The organism is Streptomyces griseofuscus (genome assembly GCF_014673495.1).
Lineage (GTDB): Bacteria > Actinomycetota > Actinomycetes > Streptomycetales > Streptomycetaceae > Streptomyces > Streptomyces murinus.
The window spans coordinates 4,699,273-4,713,703 of record NZ_CP051006.1; the positions used below are offsets into that span (position 1 = coordinate 4,699,273).

At 71.3% G+C, this 14,431-nt stretch carries 13 protein-coding genes, 1 pseudogene and 1 riboswitch; of the genes and pseudogenes, 9 read left to right on the plus strand and 5 right to left on the minus strand.

Annotated features, from left to right (window positions below; translation table 11 throughout):
• Positions 1–38: 38 nt before the first annotated feature.
• Genes HEP81_RS21055 through otsB form a run of 3 tightly spaced genes read left to right on the plus strand, consistent with a single transcriptional unit; the run spans position 39 to position 2,421 of the window.
• Positions 39–1,298, plus strand: a complete 1,260-nt coding sequence (locus HEP81_RS21055) for an extracellular solute-binding protein (protein ID WP_233359984.1) — start codon at positions 39–41, stop codon at positions 1,296–1,298.
• A gap of 16 nt (positions 1,299–1,314) precedes the next feature.
• Entirely contained in the window at positions 1,315–1,539 is a 225-nt protein-coding gene (locus tag HEP81_RS21060) for a DUF3263 domain-containing protein (protein WP_037653364.1), read from the plus strand.
• A 48-nt stretch (positions 1,540–1,587) separates the two neighbouring features.
• On the plus strand, positions 1,588–2,421 hold the full coding sequence (gene otsB, locus HEP81_RS21065; RefSeq protein ID WP_037653363.1) for a trehalose-phosphatase: 834 nt from the start codon (positions 1,588–1,590) through the stop codon (positions 2,419–2,421).
• On the opposite strand, the gene HEP81_RS21070 is transcribed toward otsB, so the two are convergent.
• On the minus strand, positions 2,409–3,836 hold the full coding sequence (locus tag HEP81_RS21070; RefSeq protein ID WP_106979867.1) for an alpha,alpha-trehalose-phosphate synthase (UDP-forming): 1,428 nt from the start codon (positions 3,834–3,836) through the stop codon (positions 2,409–2,411). The two genes, otsB and HEP81_RS21070, sit on opposite strands and share 13 nt — an antisense overlap.
• An 83-nt stretch (positions 3,837–3,919) precedes the next feature.
• Positions 3,920–4,864 carry a glucosyl-3-phosphoglycerate synthase gene (locus HEP81_RS21075; protein WP_037653360.1) on the minus strand — a complete coding sequence of 315 codons (945 nt, stop codon included), beginning with the start codon at positions 4,862–4,864 and terminating at the stop codon, positions 3,920–3,922.
• Between the two features lie 161 nt (positions 4,865–5,025).
• A riboswitch (SAM riboswitch) is annotated at positions 5,026–5,171 on the plus strand.
• A gap of 18 nt (positions 5,172–5,189) precedes the next feature.
• On the opposite strand from HEP81_RS21075, the gene thrC reads away from it, so the two are divergent.
• From thrC to HEP81_RS21100, 5 genes are all read left to right on the plus strand, one after another.
• Positions 5,190–6,473 carry a threonine synthase gene (gene thrC, locus HEP81_RS21080; protein WP_037653359.1) on the plus strand — a complete coding sequence of 428 codons (1,284 nt, stop codon included), beginning with the start codon at positions 5,190–5,192 and terminating at the stop codon, positions 6,471–6,473.
• Positions 6,470–6,748, plus strand: a complete 279-nt coding sequence (locus HEP81_RS21085; RefSeq protein ID WP_037653358.1) for a MoaD/ThiS family protein — start codon at positions 6,470–6,472, stop codon at positions 6,746–6,748. Before thrC ends, HEP81_RS21085 begins: the two co-directional genes overlap by 4 nt.
• 443 nt (positions 6,749–7,191) lie before the next feature.
• Positions 7,192–7,395: a cold-shock protein gene (locus HEP81_RS21090; RefSeq protein ID WP_037653356.1), complete on the plus strand. Its 204-nt coding sequence runs from the start codon at positions 7,192–7,194 to the stop codon at positions 7,393–7,395.
• A gap of 320 nt (positions 7,396–7,715) precedes the next feature.
• Positions 7,716–9,338 carry a chaperonin GroEL gene (gene groL / locus HEP81_RS21095; protein WP_037653355.1) on the plus strand — a complete coding sequence of 541 codons (1,623 nt, stop codon included), beginning with the start codon at positions 7,716–7,718 and terminating at the stop codon, positions 9,336–9,338.
• A 231-nt stretch (positions 9,339–9,569) separates the two neighbouring features.
• Positions 9,570–10,697, plus strand: a complete 1,128-nt coding sequence (locus HEP81_RS21100; RefSeq protein WP_037653354.1) for an NADH:flavin oxidoreductase — start codon at positions 9,570–9,572, stop codon at positions 10,695–10,697.
• 17 nt (positions 10,698–10,714) lie between these two features.
• On the opposite strand, the gene HEP81_RS21105 is transcribed toward HEP81_RS21100, so the two are convergent.
• Positions 10,715–11,296: a hypothetical protein gene (locus tag HEP81_RS21105; RefSeq protein ID WP_037653353.1), complete on the minus strand. Its 582-nt coding sequence runs from the start codon at positions 11,294–11,296 to the stop codon at positions 10,715–10,717.
• A 127-nt stretch (positions 11,297–11,423) separates the two neighbouring features.
• On the opposite strand from HEP81_RS21105, the pseudogene HEP81_RS42380 reads away from it, so the two are divergent.
• Positions 11,424–11,840, plus strand: a pseudogene (locus HEP81_RS42380) (class I SAM-dependent methyltransferase); the annotation flags it as partial.
• A gap of 135 nt (positions 11,841–11,975) precedes the next feature.
• Here HEP81_RS42380 and HEP81_RS21110 read toward each other — a convergent pair.
• Together HEP81_RS21110 and murQ are read right to left on the minus strand one after the other, a co-directional pair.
• Positions 11,976–13,427: a PTS transporter subunit EIIC gene (locus HEP81_RS21110; RefSeq protein WP_037653351.1), complete on the minus strand. Its 1,452-nt coding sequence runs from the start codon at positions 13,425–13,427 to the stop codon at positions 11,976–11,978.
• Positions 13,428–13,442: 15 nt separating this feature from the next.
• Entirely contained in the window at positions 13,443–14,366 is a 924-nt protein-coding gene (gene murQ, locus HEP81_RS21115; protein WP_037653349.1) for an N-acetylmuramic acid 6-phosphate etherase, read from the minus strand.
• Positions 14,367–14,431: the final 65 nt, after the last annotated feature.

Consider the following 14,431-nt stretch of genomic DNA (forward strand, 5'->3'; position numbering starts at 1 on the left):
GTCGGCGTACAGCAGGAATGATCGCGACGGTGTCCGCCATGGGCATGACCGCGTTCCTCGGCGGCTGCGGGAGCACGGGCTCCTCCGATGTGACCCTCAGACTCGTGGCCGCGGACTACGGCGACTCGGCGGGGAACAGCTCGCAGAAGTACTGGGACTCGCTGGTCAAGGAGTACGAGAAGACACACCCGGGCGTGAAGATCCAGGTCAGCGTGTACTCCTGGAACGACGTCGACCGCAAGGTCAAGGACATGGTCGACGCCGGGCACGCGCCGGACCTGGCGCAGATCGGCGCGTACGCCGACTACGCGGCGGCCGGGAAGCTCTACGCGGCCTCCGACCTGCTCTCCATCCGCACCCAGGCGGACTTCCTCTCCCAGCTGTCCGACGCCGGCCAGTGGAGCCATACGCAGTACGGCATCCCCTTCGCCGCCTCCACCCGGGTGCTCTTCTACAACAAGACGCTCTTCGCGAGCGCCGGGATCACCACCCCGCCCACCAGCTGGGACGAGCTGGCCGCGGACGCCAAGGCGCTCAAGGCGAAGGGCGTGAAGTTCCCCTTCGCGCTGCCGCTGGGGCCCGAGGAGGCGCAGGCCGAGACGATGCAGTGGCTGCTCAGCGGCGGCGACGGCGGTACCGGCGGCACGGGCTACACCGATGACATCGGCACCTACACCATCGACTCCGAGCAGAACGTGCGGACCTTCTCCTGGCTCAAGGACGACCTGGTCGGCAAGGGGCTGACCGGTCCGGTGGCGCCGGGCAAGCTGAACCGGGCGCAGGCGTTCGCGGCGTTCGCCGACGGGCAGGCCGCCATGGTCGACGGGCATCCCACGCTGATCCAGCAGGCCGAGGCGAAGGGCGTGCGCTTCGGCATGGTGCCGACGCCGAGCCGGACCGGGCGGGCCCGGGCCTCGATGGGGGTGTCCGACTGGATGATGGCGTTCAAGCAGAACGGCCACGCCGACCAGGTCGGCGACTTCCTGAACTACGTGTACAGCGAGAAGAACGTCCTCGACTTCTCCCGCACCTACGGGCTCCTCCCGGTCACCACCTCCGCGTCCAACGCCATGAGCGCGTCGGACGCGGCGCCCGACAAGGCCCTGCACCCCTTCCTGGACCAGCTGGCCACGAGCGAGATGTATCCGGTGGGCAAGACCTCCTGGGCGCAGGTCAGCGCGGCCGTGAAGCAGAACATCGGCCAGGCCGTCGCGCCCGGCGGCAGCCCCGCGGGCGTCCTCACCCGGCTCCAGGCCACGGCCACGGCGGCGGACAGCGCGGCCGCCGGCACCGGCTGAGCGCTACGGTTTCCCCATGGAACTGGGTGAGCGCGAGAAGGAGATCCTCGCAATGGAAGGCCGGTCCTTCGCCGGGCCCGGCGCGAAGGAACGGGCCATCCGCGAGGACCTCCATCTCTCCCCGGTCCGCTACTACCAGCTCCTCAACGCCCTCCTCGACGACGAGCGCGCCCTCTCCCACGACCCGGTCACGGTGAACCGCCTGCGCAGGATCAGGGAGACGAGACGCGCGGAGCGCTGAGGAGGAGTCCCAGGCGTGACAACCGCCCTCGCTGGATAGTGTCGGTACATGGATCCTCTGCCGAGCCCCGCCACCCAGGCCGGCCGGGACGGACTCGCCGCGCTGCTCGCCAACCCCACCGCCGCGGTGATCGGCCTGGACTTCGACGGCACCCTCGCCCCCATCGTCGACGACCCCGAGCAGGCCCGTGCCCACCCCGCCGCCGTCGCCGCGCTCACCGCCCTCGCCCCCAAGGTCGCCCATGTCGCCGTGATCACCGGCCGGCCCGCCGGTGTCGCGGTCCGCTACGGCGGCTTCGCCGGTGTCCCCGGCCTCGACCACCTCACCGTCCTCGGCCACTACGGCGCCGAACGCTGGGACGCCACCACCGGCACCGTCACCGCTCCCGCCCCGCACCCCGGCGTCGCCGCCGTCCGCGCCGAGCTGCCGGGCCTGCTGGACCGGGTCGGCGCCTGGCAGGGCACCTGGATCGAGGAGAAGGGGCGCGCCGTCGCCGTACACACGCGCCGCGCGCAGGACCCGCAGGCCGCGTACGAGGCCCTGCGCGCCCCCCTCGCCGAACTCGCCGCCCGCCACGGGCTGATCGTCGAACCCGGCCGGATGGTCCTCGAACTGCGCCCGCCCGGCATGGACAAGGGCGTCGCCCTCGGCGAGTACCTCCGCGAGACCGGCGCCGGGTCCGTCCTCTACGCCGGCGACGACCTCGGCGACCTCCCCGCCTACGCCGCCGTCGACAAGCTCCGCTCCGAGGGCACCCCGGGGCTCCTCGTGTGCAGCGGCAGCACGGAGGTCTCCGAACTGGCCGAGCGGGCGGACCTGGTGGTCGACGGCCCCGAGGGCGTCGTCGGACTCCTCACCGCGCTGGCGGCTCAGCTGGACTGATCGTCCAGGGCGTGCAGCTGGTCCAGGAACCACCGGGCCGGCGGCAGCGCCGTGCCCGCCGCGGCCAGCCGCTTCGAGCGCTCGGCCCGCTCCTCGGCCGGCATGGTCAGCGCCGTGTGCAGGGTCTCGGCCGTGCCCGTGATGTCGTACGGATTGACCGTGAGCGCGTCCTCGCCCATCTCCTCGTGCGCCCCCGCCTCCCGGGAGAGCACCAGCGCACAGCCCTCGTCGGAGACGACCGGCACCTCCTTGGCGACCAGGTTCATGCCGTCCCGGATCGGGTTGACCAGCGCCACGTCGGCCAGCCGGTACGCGGCCAGGGAACGGGCGAAGTCGTCCTTCACATGCAGCACCACCGGGATCCAACCCGGCGTCCCATAGGCCGAGTTGATCTCCTCGGCGACCCGCTGCACCTCCGCCGTGTACTCCCGGTACACGGCGAGGTCCTGCCGGGAGGGGTACGCGAACGCGACGTGTACGACCTTCTCCCGCCACTCGGGGTGCTCGTCCAGCAGCTGCCGGTACGCCAGCAGCCCGCGCACGATGTTCTTGGACAGCTCGGTGCGGTCGACCCGGACGATGGTCCGGCGGCCCTCGCCGATCTCCGCCCGCAGCGCCGCCATCCGCTCGGCCACGTCCGGCCGGTGGGACCGCTCGCGCAGGAAGTCGGCGTCCGCGCCCAGGCCGTGCACCCCGATCCGGGTACCGGCGGGGATCCCGGGCCCCAGCACCGCGTGGCAGCACTCGGTGAACGCGTCCGCCCAGCGCCGGGTCAGGAACGCGGCCCGGTCCGCGCCGAGGATCCCGGTCAGCAGCTCCGCCGCGATGTCGTCCGGCAGCAGCCGGAAGTACTCGGCCGGCGCCCACGGCGTGTGCGAGAAGTGGCCGATGCGCAGATCGGGCCGCAGCCTGCGGAGCATCCGCGGGGCGAGCGCCAGGTGGTAGTCCTGGATCAGCACCGCCGCGCCCTCGCCCGCCTCCTCGGCCAGCGCCTTCGCGAACGCCCGGTTGTACGCCTCGTACGCGGCCCACTGCCGCCGGAACTCCGCGTCGAAGACGGGCTCCAGCGGGGTCTGGTAGAGCATGTGGTGCACGAACCAGAGCACCGAGTTGGCGATCCCGTTGTACGCGGCGGCGAAGACCTCCGGGTCGATGTCCAGCATCCGCACCCGCTGCCCGCCGGTGTCCGCCTCCGGCAGCAGTCCGCCCTCGGCGCGGCGCACGGCCGCCCGGTCGCCGTCGCCGAGCGCGGCGCACACCCAGACCGCGTTCGTCTCCGGGCCGATCGCCGACAGACCCGAGACCAGCCCGCCGCCGCCCCGCTTGGCGCGCAGCGAACCGTCCTCGCCCGTCTCGTACGAAACCGGGCCGCGATTGGACGCGACCAGCACCTCAGCACCGTGCGTGGAAGACATGGTCCAGAACCTAGCCCGGCCCGGAAACCCTCAAACCCACGGATCGCTCCGGAACACCGTCGCAGCGGGCCGTACCTGCGCTTTCACGCCACCCGGCGCCGGGCGTACTCCGCGATCTCGGTCATCGGCGGCCGCTCCTCGGTGTCCACCGCGTAGGTACGCGGCTCGAAGCCGGAGACCCCCCGCTCGAACTGGGTGAGCGCGGGGCGCACCAGATGGCCGCGGGCCAGCCGCAGCTGGGCCGTGCGGTAGATGGCCGCCGCCATCCGGCCGAGCGCCTGCCCGTCCTGGTGCCGGTGCTTGCGCACCCCGACGTCCACCTGGGCCAGCGCGTCCAGGCCCACCAGATGCAGCGCGTCCACCAGCATGCCCAGCTCGACCCCGTACCCGACCGGGAACGGCAGCTGTTCGAGCAGCGAGCGCCGGGCCGCGTACTCCCCGCCCAGCGGCTGCACGAAGCCCGCCAGCTGCGGCCAGTGCATGTTCAGCAGCGGGCGCGCCATCAGCTCGGTGACCCGGCCGCCCTGCCCCGCCGTACCGGCGAGCGGACGGTCGTACATCGCCTTGACCAGCTGGACGTCCGGCTCGGTGAGCAGCGGGCCGACGATGCCGAGGACGAAGTCGGAGGAGAACTCCCGCAGGTCCGCGTCGATGAAGCAGATGATGTCCCCGGTGGCCACGAGCAGCGAGCGCCACAGCACCTCGCCCTTGCCCCGCACCGCGGGTATCCGGGGCAGGATCGCGTCCCGGTGCACCACCCGCGCGCCCGCCGCGGCGGCGACCTCGGAGGTGCGGTCGGTGGAGCCGGAGTCGATCACCAGGACCTCGTCGACGAGCGGCACCCGCTCCATCAGATCCCGCCGGATCACCGCGACGATCTCGCCGACGGTCTCCTCCTCGTCGAGCGCGGGCAGCACCACGCTGATGGTCTGGCCGGTGCGCCCCTTCGCCGCCAGGACCTGGTGCGCCGGCCGATCGCGCACGGACCAGGAGCGGTTGCCCATCCAGCGCTCGACTTCTTCCAGCACGGTCCCCGGCTCCTCACGCTCGTCTCGCGGCTCGTCTCGCGGTACGGACGACTATCTCAACTCTCCAGGCCTTCGGTTACAGTCTTGAGCAACGCCGATGACCATCGCATGTCGGGGGTCGCGCGCGGACACACCGCAGTACTGCGGACACAATCGAATACCGCTCATCCAGAGGGGCAGAGGGACACGGCCCGATGAAGCCCCGGCAACCCTCCAGTCGGTTCTCGTTCTCATCACAGCGAGGCTCCCGGCTAGGGAAGGTGCCAAATCCGTCTCACGGCGAAGTGCGTCGTGAGGAAGATGAGGAGAAAGGGCCTCGCCTCCCATGGCTGTGCAGACAGTTGCCACCTCCGGTACCTCCACCGTCGATCTCGGCCCCGCCGCCGCCCTCAGCTGTCGCGAATGCGGCCACCGCGTCCCGCTCGGTCCGGTCTTCGCCTGCGAGGAATGCTTCGGCCCGCTGGAGATCGCCTACGACTTCTCCGCCTACGACACCGAAGAGCTGCGCAAGCGGATCGAGGACGGCCCCGCCAACATCTGGCGCTACGCCCCGCTGCTGCCGGTCCCGGCCGATGTCGCGGACAAGCCGAACATCAACCCCGGCTGGACCAAGCTGGTCAAGGCCGACAACCTGGCCCGCGAGCTCGGCGTCACCGGCGGTCTGTACGTCAAGGACGACTCCGGCAACCCGACCCACTCCTTCAAGGACCGGGTCGTCGCCCAGGCCCTGGAGGCGGCCCGCGCCTTCGGCTTCACCACCCTGTCCTGCTCCTCCACCGGCAACCTGGCCGGCGCCGTCGGCGCCGCCGCCGCCCGCGCCGGGCTGCGCTCCTGCGTGTTCATCCCGCACGACCTGGAGCAGGGCAAGGTCGTCATGGCCGCGGTCTACGGCGGCGAGCTGGTCGGCATCGAGGGCAACTACGACGATGTGAACCGCTTCTGCTCCGAGCTGATCGGCGACCCGGCCGGCGAGGGCTGGGGCTTCGTCAACGTGAATCTGCGGCCGTACTACGCCGAGGGCTCCAAGACCCTGGCGTACGAGATCTGCGAGCAGCTCGGCTGGCGGCTGCCGGACCAGATCGTGGTCCCGATCGCCTCCGGCTCCCAGCTCACCAAGATCGACAAGGGCCTCCGGGAGCTGATCGAGCTCGGTCTGGTCGAGGACCGGCCGTACAAGATCTTCGGTGCCCAGGCCGAGGGCTGCTCGCCGGTGTCGACGGCCTACAAGGCGGGCCACGACGTGGTACGGCCCCAGAAGCCGAACACCATCGCCAAGTCCCTCGCCATCGGCAACCCGGCCGACGGTCCCTATGTCCTGGACATCGCCCGGCGCACCGGCGGCGCGGTGGAGGACGTGACGGACGAGCAGGTGGTGGCCGCGATCAAGCTGCTGGCGCGCACCGAGGGCATCTTCGCCGAGACGGCCGGCGGCGTGACCGTCGGCGTCACGCGGAAGCTGATCGAGAGCGGGGCGCTCGACCCGGCGAAGACCACCGTCGTCCTCAACACCGGCGACGGTCTCAAGACCCTCGACGCGGTGGCCGGCACCGGCCTGACCGCCACCATCCGCCCGAACCTGGACTCCTTCCGAGAGGCTGGCCTCGCATGAGCGTGACCGTTCGCATCCCCACCATCCTGCGCACCTACACCGGTGGACAGGCCGAGGTCGCCGCCGAGGGCACCACCCTCGGCGAGGTCATCGAGGACCTGGAGAAGAACCACACCGGCATCGCCGCCCGCGTCCTGGACGACCAGGGCAAGCTGCGCCGGTTCGTGAACGTCTACGTCAACGACGACGACGTCCGTTTCGAGCAGGGCCTTCAGACCTCCACCCCGGACGGCGCGGGGGTCTCCATCATCCCGGCGGTGGCCGGCGGCTGCTGACCGAATGATCGATCATTACCTTAGGTAATGACGGTCACCGAAAGTACATCGGATTGCCCTCTCCGTGAGAGAAGCGGAGGGGGCAATTCTGTGTGATTGAGCGCGGTACAGTTGGGGAACGCGCCCTCCGATGATCGAGGGTAAGCCCTCGATTCCCTTCCGCGAGCCCGATAAGAAGTAGCCAAAATACACGGCCTTTCCGCGGCTTTTGCGTCTTTTACGGGGCCCGACTTGCCCTGAATTCGGGTGAATTCTCCCCACATTCCGGATCGTTCGCGTCCAGAATTCTCGTCCAATTGACCTGTTGCAGACGGCAGTTGGACAGATACATTCAGCCGCGGTCGACGCGTTCCGGCGCACGCCCCCGATGCAATGGGGGCGAGGTCTGACCCGGGTCCGCGAAGTGTGGATCTGTGCAAGGGCCAGTAATAGGGGAGTTAGGCATGGCTCAGGGCACCGTCAAGTGGTTCAACGCGGAGAAGGGGTACGGCTTCATCGCGGTCGACGGTGGTGCGGACGTCTTCGTCCATTACAGCGCCATTCAGATGGACGGCTACCGCACCCTGGAGGAGGGCCAGCGAGTCGAGTTCGAGATCTCGCAGGGCCAGAAGGGTCCGCAGGCCGACATGGTTCGCGTCGCCGTCTGAACGTTTCTCCACCGAAGGGCCCGCACCTCGCACAGGGTGCGGGCCCTTCGGCGTGCCCGGGGCCGGGTGCCCGCGCGTGTTCGCCCCCGGCCGACCCGGCCGCCGAGGTGGGTCCGAGGAGGGCCGAGGCGCTTGCACTCGGGCATGCCGAGTGCTAATCATTGGCGTTAGCACTCTGAAGGTGAGAGTGACAAAGAAGGACCGGGTCGGTGAGGTCCGCAGGCCGTGTGGGGCAAGGAACCACAGGCCGGCGAACCGTCCGTCGCGGGCGCGGGCGCGGTCCGAAGGAATCACCCCCAGTCCTGGAGGGACCACTTCACATGGCCAAGATCATCGCGTTCGACGAGGAGGCGCGGCGCGGCCTCGAGCGCGGCATGAACCAGCTCGCGGACGCCGTCAAGGTGACGCTCGGCCCCAAGGGTCGCAACGTCGTCCTCGAGAAGAAGTGGGGCGCCCCCACGATCACCAACGATGGTGTCTCCATCGCCAAGGAGATCGAGCTCGAGGACCCGTACGAGAAGATCGGCGCCGAGCTGGTCAAGGAAGTCGCCAAGAAGACGGACGACGTCGCCGGTGACGGTACGACCACCGCGACCGTCCTCGCCCAGGCCCTGGTCAAGGAAGGCCTGCGCAACGTCGCCGCCGGTGCCAACCCGATGGCCCTGAAGCGCGGTATCGAGAAGGCCGTCGAGGCCGTCTCCGCCGCCCTGCTGGAGCAGGCGAAGGACGTCGAGACCAAGGAGCAGATCGCCTCCACCGCGTCCATCTCCGCCGCCGACACCCAGATCGGCGAGCTGATCGCCGAGGCGATGGACAAGGTCGGCAAGGAAGGCGTCATCACCGTCGAGGAGAGCAACACCTTCGGTCTGGAGCTTGAGCTCACCGAGGGCATGCGCTTCGACAAGGGCTACATCTCCGCCTACTTCGCCACCGACATGGAGCGCATGGAGGCGTCGCTGGAGGACCCGTACATCCTCATCGCGAACTCCAAGATCGGCTCCGTCAAGGACCTGCTCCCGCTCCTGGAGAAGGTCATGCAGTCGGGCAAGCCGCTGCTGATCATCGCCGAGGACGTCGAGGGCGAGGCCCTGTCGACCCTGGTCGTCAACAAGATCCGCGGCACCTTCAAGTCCGTCGCCGTCAAGGCCCCGGGCTTCGGCGACCGCCGCAAGGCCATGCTCGGCGACATCGCCATCCTCACGGGCGGCGAGGTCATCTCCGAGGAGGTCGGCCTCAAGCTGGAGAACGCGACCCTGGACCTCCTGGGCCGCGCCCGCAAGGTCGTCATCACCAAGGACGAGACCACCATCGTCGACGGTGCCGGCTCCTCGGAGCAGGTCAACGGCCGGGTGAACCAGATCCGCGCCGAGATCGAGAACAGCGACTCGGACTACGACCGCGAGAAGCTCCAGGAGCGCCTGGCCAAGCTCGCGGGCGGCGTCGCGGTCATCAAGGCCGGTGCCGCCACCGAGGTGGAGCTCAAGGAGCGCAAGCACCGCATCGAGGACGCCGTGCGCAACGCCAAGGCGGCCGTCGAGGAGGGCATCGTCGCCGGTGGTGGCGTGGCCCTGCTCCAGGCCTCCCAGGTCTTCGAGAAGCTGGAGCTCGAGGGTGACGAGGCGACCGGCGCCAACGCCGTGCGCATCGCCCTGGAGGCCCCGCTGAAGCAGATCGCCGTCAACGCCGGCCTCGAGGGCGGTGTCGTGGTGGAGAAGGTGCGCAACCTGACCCCGGGCCACGGCCTGAACGCCGCGACCGGTGAGTACGTCGACCTGGTCGCCGAGGGCATCATCGACCCGGCGAAGGTGACCCGTTCCGCGCTCCAGAACGCCGCCTCCATCGCCGCGCTGTTCCTCACCACCGAGGCCGTCATCGCCGACAAGCCGGAGAAGGCCGCCGCGGCCGCTCCGGGCGGCATGCCGGGCGGTGACATGGACTTCTGATCGACCTCCGGTTGATCAACGTCCTTACCGAGGGCGGCACTTCCTGTCAGGGACAGGAAGTGCCGCCCTCGGGCTTTTCCCGGGGGTCCGTTCTCGCCCGGCGTGTCCGGCGTCACAGACGACCGCTTCCGGGTCCGGGAATGCTGGCCTCTGTACAACGGCTTACTTAAGTAGCTACAACAATGCGCATTCACATACCGCTCGGTTAGCAGCCTTCTGAGGAGCCCCCACGTGACCGTCGACACGACGCCCGCCTCCCGCGCGGCCCAGGTACTCTCCCGCCCCATCACGCTCAACGGCCTCACCGTCCCCAACCGGATCGCGATGGCGCCGATGACCCGGATGTTCTCCCCGGGCGGCATCCCCGGCGAGGACGTGCGCTCGTACTACTCCCGCCGCGCCGCCGCGGGCGTCGGCCTGATCGTCACCGAGGGCACCTACGTCGGCCATGACTCGGCCGGCCAGAGCGACCGGGTGCCGCGGTTCCACGGCGAGGAGCAGCTGGCGGGCTGGGCGAAGGTCGCCGAGGACGTGCACGCGGCGGGCGGCACCATCGTCCCGCAGCTGTGGCACATCGGCATGGTCCGCAAGGACGGCGAGGCCCCCTTCCCGGCCGCCCCCGCGATGGGCCCCTCCGGCCTGGTCACCGCGGGCGCCGAGCCCACCGGCAAGGCCATGACCCAGCAGGACCTGGACGATGTCATCGCCGCGTTCGCCCAGGCGGCCGCGGACGCCGAGCGCATCGGCTTCGACGGCGTGGAGATCCACGGCGCCCACGGCTACCTGGTCGACCAGTTCCTGTGGGAGGGCACCAACCGCCGTACCGACGCCTACGGCGGCGACCCGGTGGCCCGCACCCGGTTCGCCGCGGAGATCGTCGCCGCGGTCCGCGAGCGCGTCTCGGCCACCTTCCCCGTCATCTTCCGCTACTCGCAGTGGAAGCAGCAGGACTACACCGCCCGGCTCGCCGAGACCCCGCAGGAGCTGGAGGCGATCCTGGCCCCGCTCGCCGCGGCCGGCGTCGATGTCTTCCACGCCTCCACCCGCCGCTACTGGCAGCCCGAGTTCGACGGCTCCGACCTCAACCTCGCGGGCTGGACGAAGAAGCTCACCGGCAAGCAGACCATCACCGTCGGCTCGGTCGGCCTGGACGGCGACTTCACCGGCGCGTTCGCCGGCGAGGGCTCCCCGGTGCAGGCCATCGACAATCTGCTCGACCGCCTGGAGGCCGACGAGTTCGACATGATCGCGGTCGGTCGCGCGCTGCTCCAGGACCCCGAGTGGGCCGCGAAGGTGCTCGCGGGCCGGACGTCGGAGCTGGCGCCGTACGACGCGGCGTCGATCAAGACGCTCAGCTGAGGACGCCCGGCCGGGGTTCAGATCCCGCCGATATTGCCGTTCAGCGGCTCGATGTCGACGCGTACCGGAGTGCCCCACACCCGGAGCACCTCGTAGTCGGTGAACTCGTGCACCAGCCGGTACGCCATCGCGGGCCGCGCCCCGCGCCGCTGGGCGGCGAGGTACGCCTCGGCCTCCCGGCGGTCCCGCCGGGGGGTGCCGCACAGCTGCCACTCCTGGCCGTTCCACAGCTCCGGCAGCCAGCGCTGCTGGGGCTGCGGGCGGTCGGCCCGGACGCCGTACCGGGAGGGCGCGCCGGCCACCGGCTCGGCCGGGTTCGCCCGGCCCCCGTACTCCGAGCGGCGCGCTGCCCGGCGCCGGGTCTCGCACAGCAGACACAGGTCGGGGGCGCTCTCGTCCACCGGCCCGTGCGGATGCTCGGCGCACCGGGTGGCCGGCGCGTTCGTCCCGACGCTCTCCTCCAGCAGGTCAAGCGCCCTGCGCAGATCGGTCCTGATCTCCTGGAGCCGCCCGTCCGGAGTGTCGGCGGCCAACGCCTCCCCGTGCTCCCCGAGCAGCCGGAGCGCTCGGCCGAGTGCGGTCAGCTGGGCGTGATTCATGGTGGTGGATTCCGGTCGGTAGGCGAATTTCTGGCGCGTTCCCCGCCTCCAGTGTCCAGGATGCCGCCGGGCAACCGGTGCGGCTTCACCGGTGCTCCCCAAGGGGAGGGTGTGGTGGGGTGGGGCGATGGGGACTTCGACGGAGCGGTTGATCGAGGGGCTGCGGCGGTTCAACGACGCCCACCCCTGGGATCACAACGCCCACTATCACCCGTGGCTGTTACGGCAGTTGCCCCGGCGCTCCGGCCGGGCGCTGGACGTGGGGTGCGGTGCCGGGGAGCTCGCGCGGCTGCTGGCCGGGCGGGTGGAGCGGGTGGAGGCGGTCGACTCCGACCCGGAGATCCTGGCGCGGGCGCGGGAGCACGCCGGGGCCGCCGCGAACGTCCGGTACACCCTGGCCGCCGCCCCCGAGGGGCTGCCGCCCGGCCCCTACGACGTCATCACGTGTGTCGCCGTACTGCACCACCTCCCCTTCGCCGAGACCCTCACCCGCTTCCGGGCCCAGCTGGCGCCCGGCGGGACGCTGGTCGTGGTGGGGTGCGCCCGGGACGAGGATGTGCGCGGGATGCTCTCCGTGCCGCTCAACGCGCTGTTCGGCTGGGTGAAGAACCGGGGGCGGGCGGCCACGGAACGGCCCGTGGGCATGACCGCGCCGGTCAAGGGGCCGGAGATGGACTTCTCAGAGATTGCCGGACAGGCCCGTCGGCTGCTGCCCGGGGTCCGGCTGCGGCGGGGGTTCTTCTGGCGGTACACCCTGGTGTGGCGCGCTCCTCGGGAGGGCGAGCCAGGTGGCCAGGAAGCCGACCGTGTAGCCGGTGAGGAGGCCGCCCGCGTAGATCGCCGCGGTGGCCGCGAGGCCCCGGTTGCCGGACAGCAGGGGGAAGAGGGCCCAGCCGGAGGGGCCGATCGCCGTCGCGCCGACCTTCGTGCCGAGCATCGCGAAGGCACCGATGAACGCGCCGCCCGCCGCACCGCCCGCGCAGGCGGTCAGGAAGGGGCGGCCGAGAGGGAGGGAGACGCCGTAGATCAGCGGCTCCCCGACGCCGAGCAGTCCGGCGGGCAGGGCCGAGCGGATCGTCGTGCGCAGTGAGCGGTCGTGGCGCAGCCGGACGTACACCGCGAGGGCCGCGCCCACCTGGCCCGCGCCCGCCATGGACAGCAGGGGGAGCAGGACGGTGTAGCCCTGCTGCTGGATGAGGGTGGCGTGGATGGGGATCAGGGCCTGGTGCAGGCCCAGCATCACCAAGGGGAGGAAGAGGCCGCCCAGCAGCAGGCCGGCCAGCGCGCCCGTGGTGGTCAGGAGCCAGTTCGCGGCGGCGCCGATCGCGGTGGCGACCGTACCGGCCGCGTACATCAGACCGTAGAGGGTGATCAGACCGGGGACGAGGACGGTCACCGTGGGGGTGAGCAGGACGTCCAGGGTCTCCGGGACGCGGCCCCGGCAGAAGCGTTCCACCCGGGTGGCGAGGAAGGCCGCCGCCAGCGCGCCGAGGACCCCGCCCTGGCCGGGGGTGAGCTGTGTCCCGAACGCCGTCACCTTGGCCACGCCCGGGTACACGACCACCGCCGCCACCGCCGCGCCCAGCACGGGGGTGCCGCCGAACTCCTGGGCGGTGTTGTAGCCGACGAAGACCGCGAGCAGCGCCATGAAGGCCGAGGCCACCGTGGTGAGCGCGGGGGTGAGGCCGGGCAGCCAACCGGTGTTCTGGAGCACGCCGCCCAGGCCCGCGAGGATGCCGCAGCCGATCAGGGCGGGGATGAGGGGCACGAAGACGTTCGCGATGCGGCGCAGGGCGGTCCTGACGGGGGTGGAGTTACGGCGGCGCAGATCCTCCTTCAGCTCCGCTCCGACGGATGACCGCCCTGTCCGAATGCCTGCCTCCACCCGCGCCCGCACCTGCTCGGTCACCGTCTCCACCACGCCCGGCCCCAGCACGATCTGCCACGCGGCCCCGTCCGCCACCACCCCCAGCACCCCCGGCACCGCCCGCAGCCCGGTGCCGTCCGCCGCGTCCGGGTCCGCGAGGGTGAGCCGCAGCCGGGTCATGCAGTGGGTCACGGAGGTGACGTTGGCGGGGCCGCCGAGGTGGGTCAGGACGGCGGTCGCGGTGGAGGCGGGGTCCGTGTGCACCCCTTGAGCGTGCGGTCAGCCGGCCGCGCGGGCCAGCGCGGCGCGCAGATGGCCCCCGGAGTCCGCCAGAAGGCGGGCGGCCGCGGGGCCGTCGACATCGGCCAGCAGGACGAGGATCGCGGTCTTCACCTCGCCGCCGGACTCGGTCAGCGCCCGCTCGATCTCCGGGTCCCCCGCGCCCGTGGCCAGTGCGACGATCCGCCGTGAGCGCGCCCGCAGCTTGGCGTTGGAGGCGCGCACATCGACCATCAGGTTCCCGTACGTCTTGCCGAGCCGGATCATCGTGATGGTCGACAGCATGTTGAGGACGAGTTTCTGCGCGGTGCCCGCCTTGAGCCGGGTGGAGCCGGTGATCAGCTCGGGTCCCACGACGATCTCGATGCCGTGCTCGGCGGCGGCCGCCAGCGCGCTGTGCTCGTTGCAGGCCAGTCCGATGGTCAGGGCGCCCTGGGCGCGGGCGTGCTCGACCGCGCCGACGGCGTACGGGGTACGGCCGGAGGCGGAGACGCCGACCACGCTGTCCTCGGCGGTGAGCTTGAGCGCGTCGAGGTCGGCGCGGGCCAGCTCGTCCGAGTCCTCGGCGCCCTCCACGGAGGTGACCATCGCCTCCGGGCCGCCCGCGATCAGGCCGACGACCTGGGCGGGATCGGTGTTGAAGGTGGGCGGGCACTCGGAGGCGTCCAGGACGCCGAGGCGCCCCGCGGTCCCCGCGCCGGCGTAGATCAGGCGTCCGCCCCGGGTCATCCGCGCGGCCACCGCGTCGATGGCGGCGGAGATACGGGGGAGCTGGCGGGCGACGGCGGCGGGCACGCCCGCGTCCTCCGCGTTCATCAGGCGGGCGATGTCGAGGGTGGGCAGGCGGTCGATGTCGGCGAGTTCGGGTCGGAAGGCCTCGGTGGTCAGCGAGGCCAGCTGGCTGCGCAGGTCATGGGCGGTCATGGGAGCGGCTCTCTCGGTCTCGAATGCCGGTTGGTGTTCCCCCGGTGCCGGTGCTCACCTGGTGT

Coding starts and splice junctions, on each gene's coding strand:
- murQ (WP_037653349.1), bottom strand. CDS start 14,366: ATGACCGCCCATGACCTGCGCAGCCAGCTGGCCTCGCTGACCACCGAG.
- HEP81_RS21070 (WP_106979867.1), bottom strand. CDS start 3,836: ATGTCTTCCACGCACGGTGCTGAGGTGCTGGTCGCGTCCAATCGCGGC.
- HEP81_RS21105 (WP_037653353.1), bottom strand. CDS start 11,296: ATGAATCACGCCCAGCTGACCGCACTCGGCCGAGCGCTCCGGCTGCTC.
- thrC (WP_037653359.1), top strand. CDS start 5,190: ATGGCTGTGCAGACAGTTGCCACCTCCGGTACCTCCACCGTCGATCTC.
- HEP81_RS21090 (WP_037653356.1), top strand. CDS start 7,192: ATGGCTCAGGGCACCGTCAAGTGGTTCAACGCGGAGAAGGGGTACGGC.
- HEP81_RS21085 (WP_037653358.1), top strand. CDS start 6,470: ATGAGCGTGACCGTTCGCATCCCCACCATCCTGCGCACCTACACCGGT.
- HEP81_RS21055 (WP_233359984.1), top strand. CDS start 39: ATGGGCATGACCGCGTTCCTCGGCGGCTGCGGGAGCACGGGCTCCTCC.
- otsB (WP_037653363.1), top strand. CDS start 1,588: ATGGATCCTCTGCCGAGCCCCGCCACCCAGGCCGGCCGGGACGGACTC.
- HEP81_RS21060 (WP_037653364.1), top strand. CDS start 1,315: ATGGAACTGGGTGAGCGCGAGAAGGAGATCCTCGCAATGGAAGGCCGG.
- groL (WP_037653355.1), top strand. CDS start 7,716: ATGGCCAAGATCATCGCGTTCGACGAGGAGGCGCGGCGCGGCCTCGAG.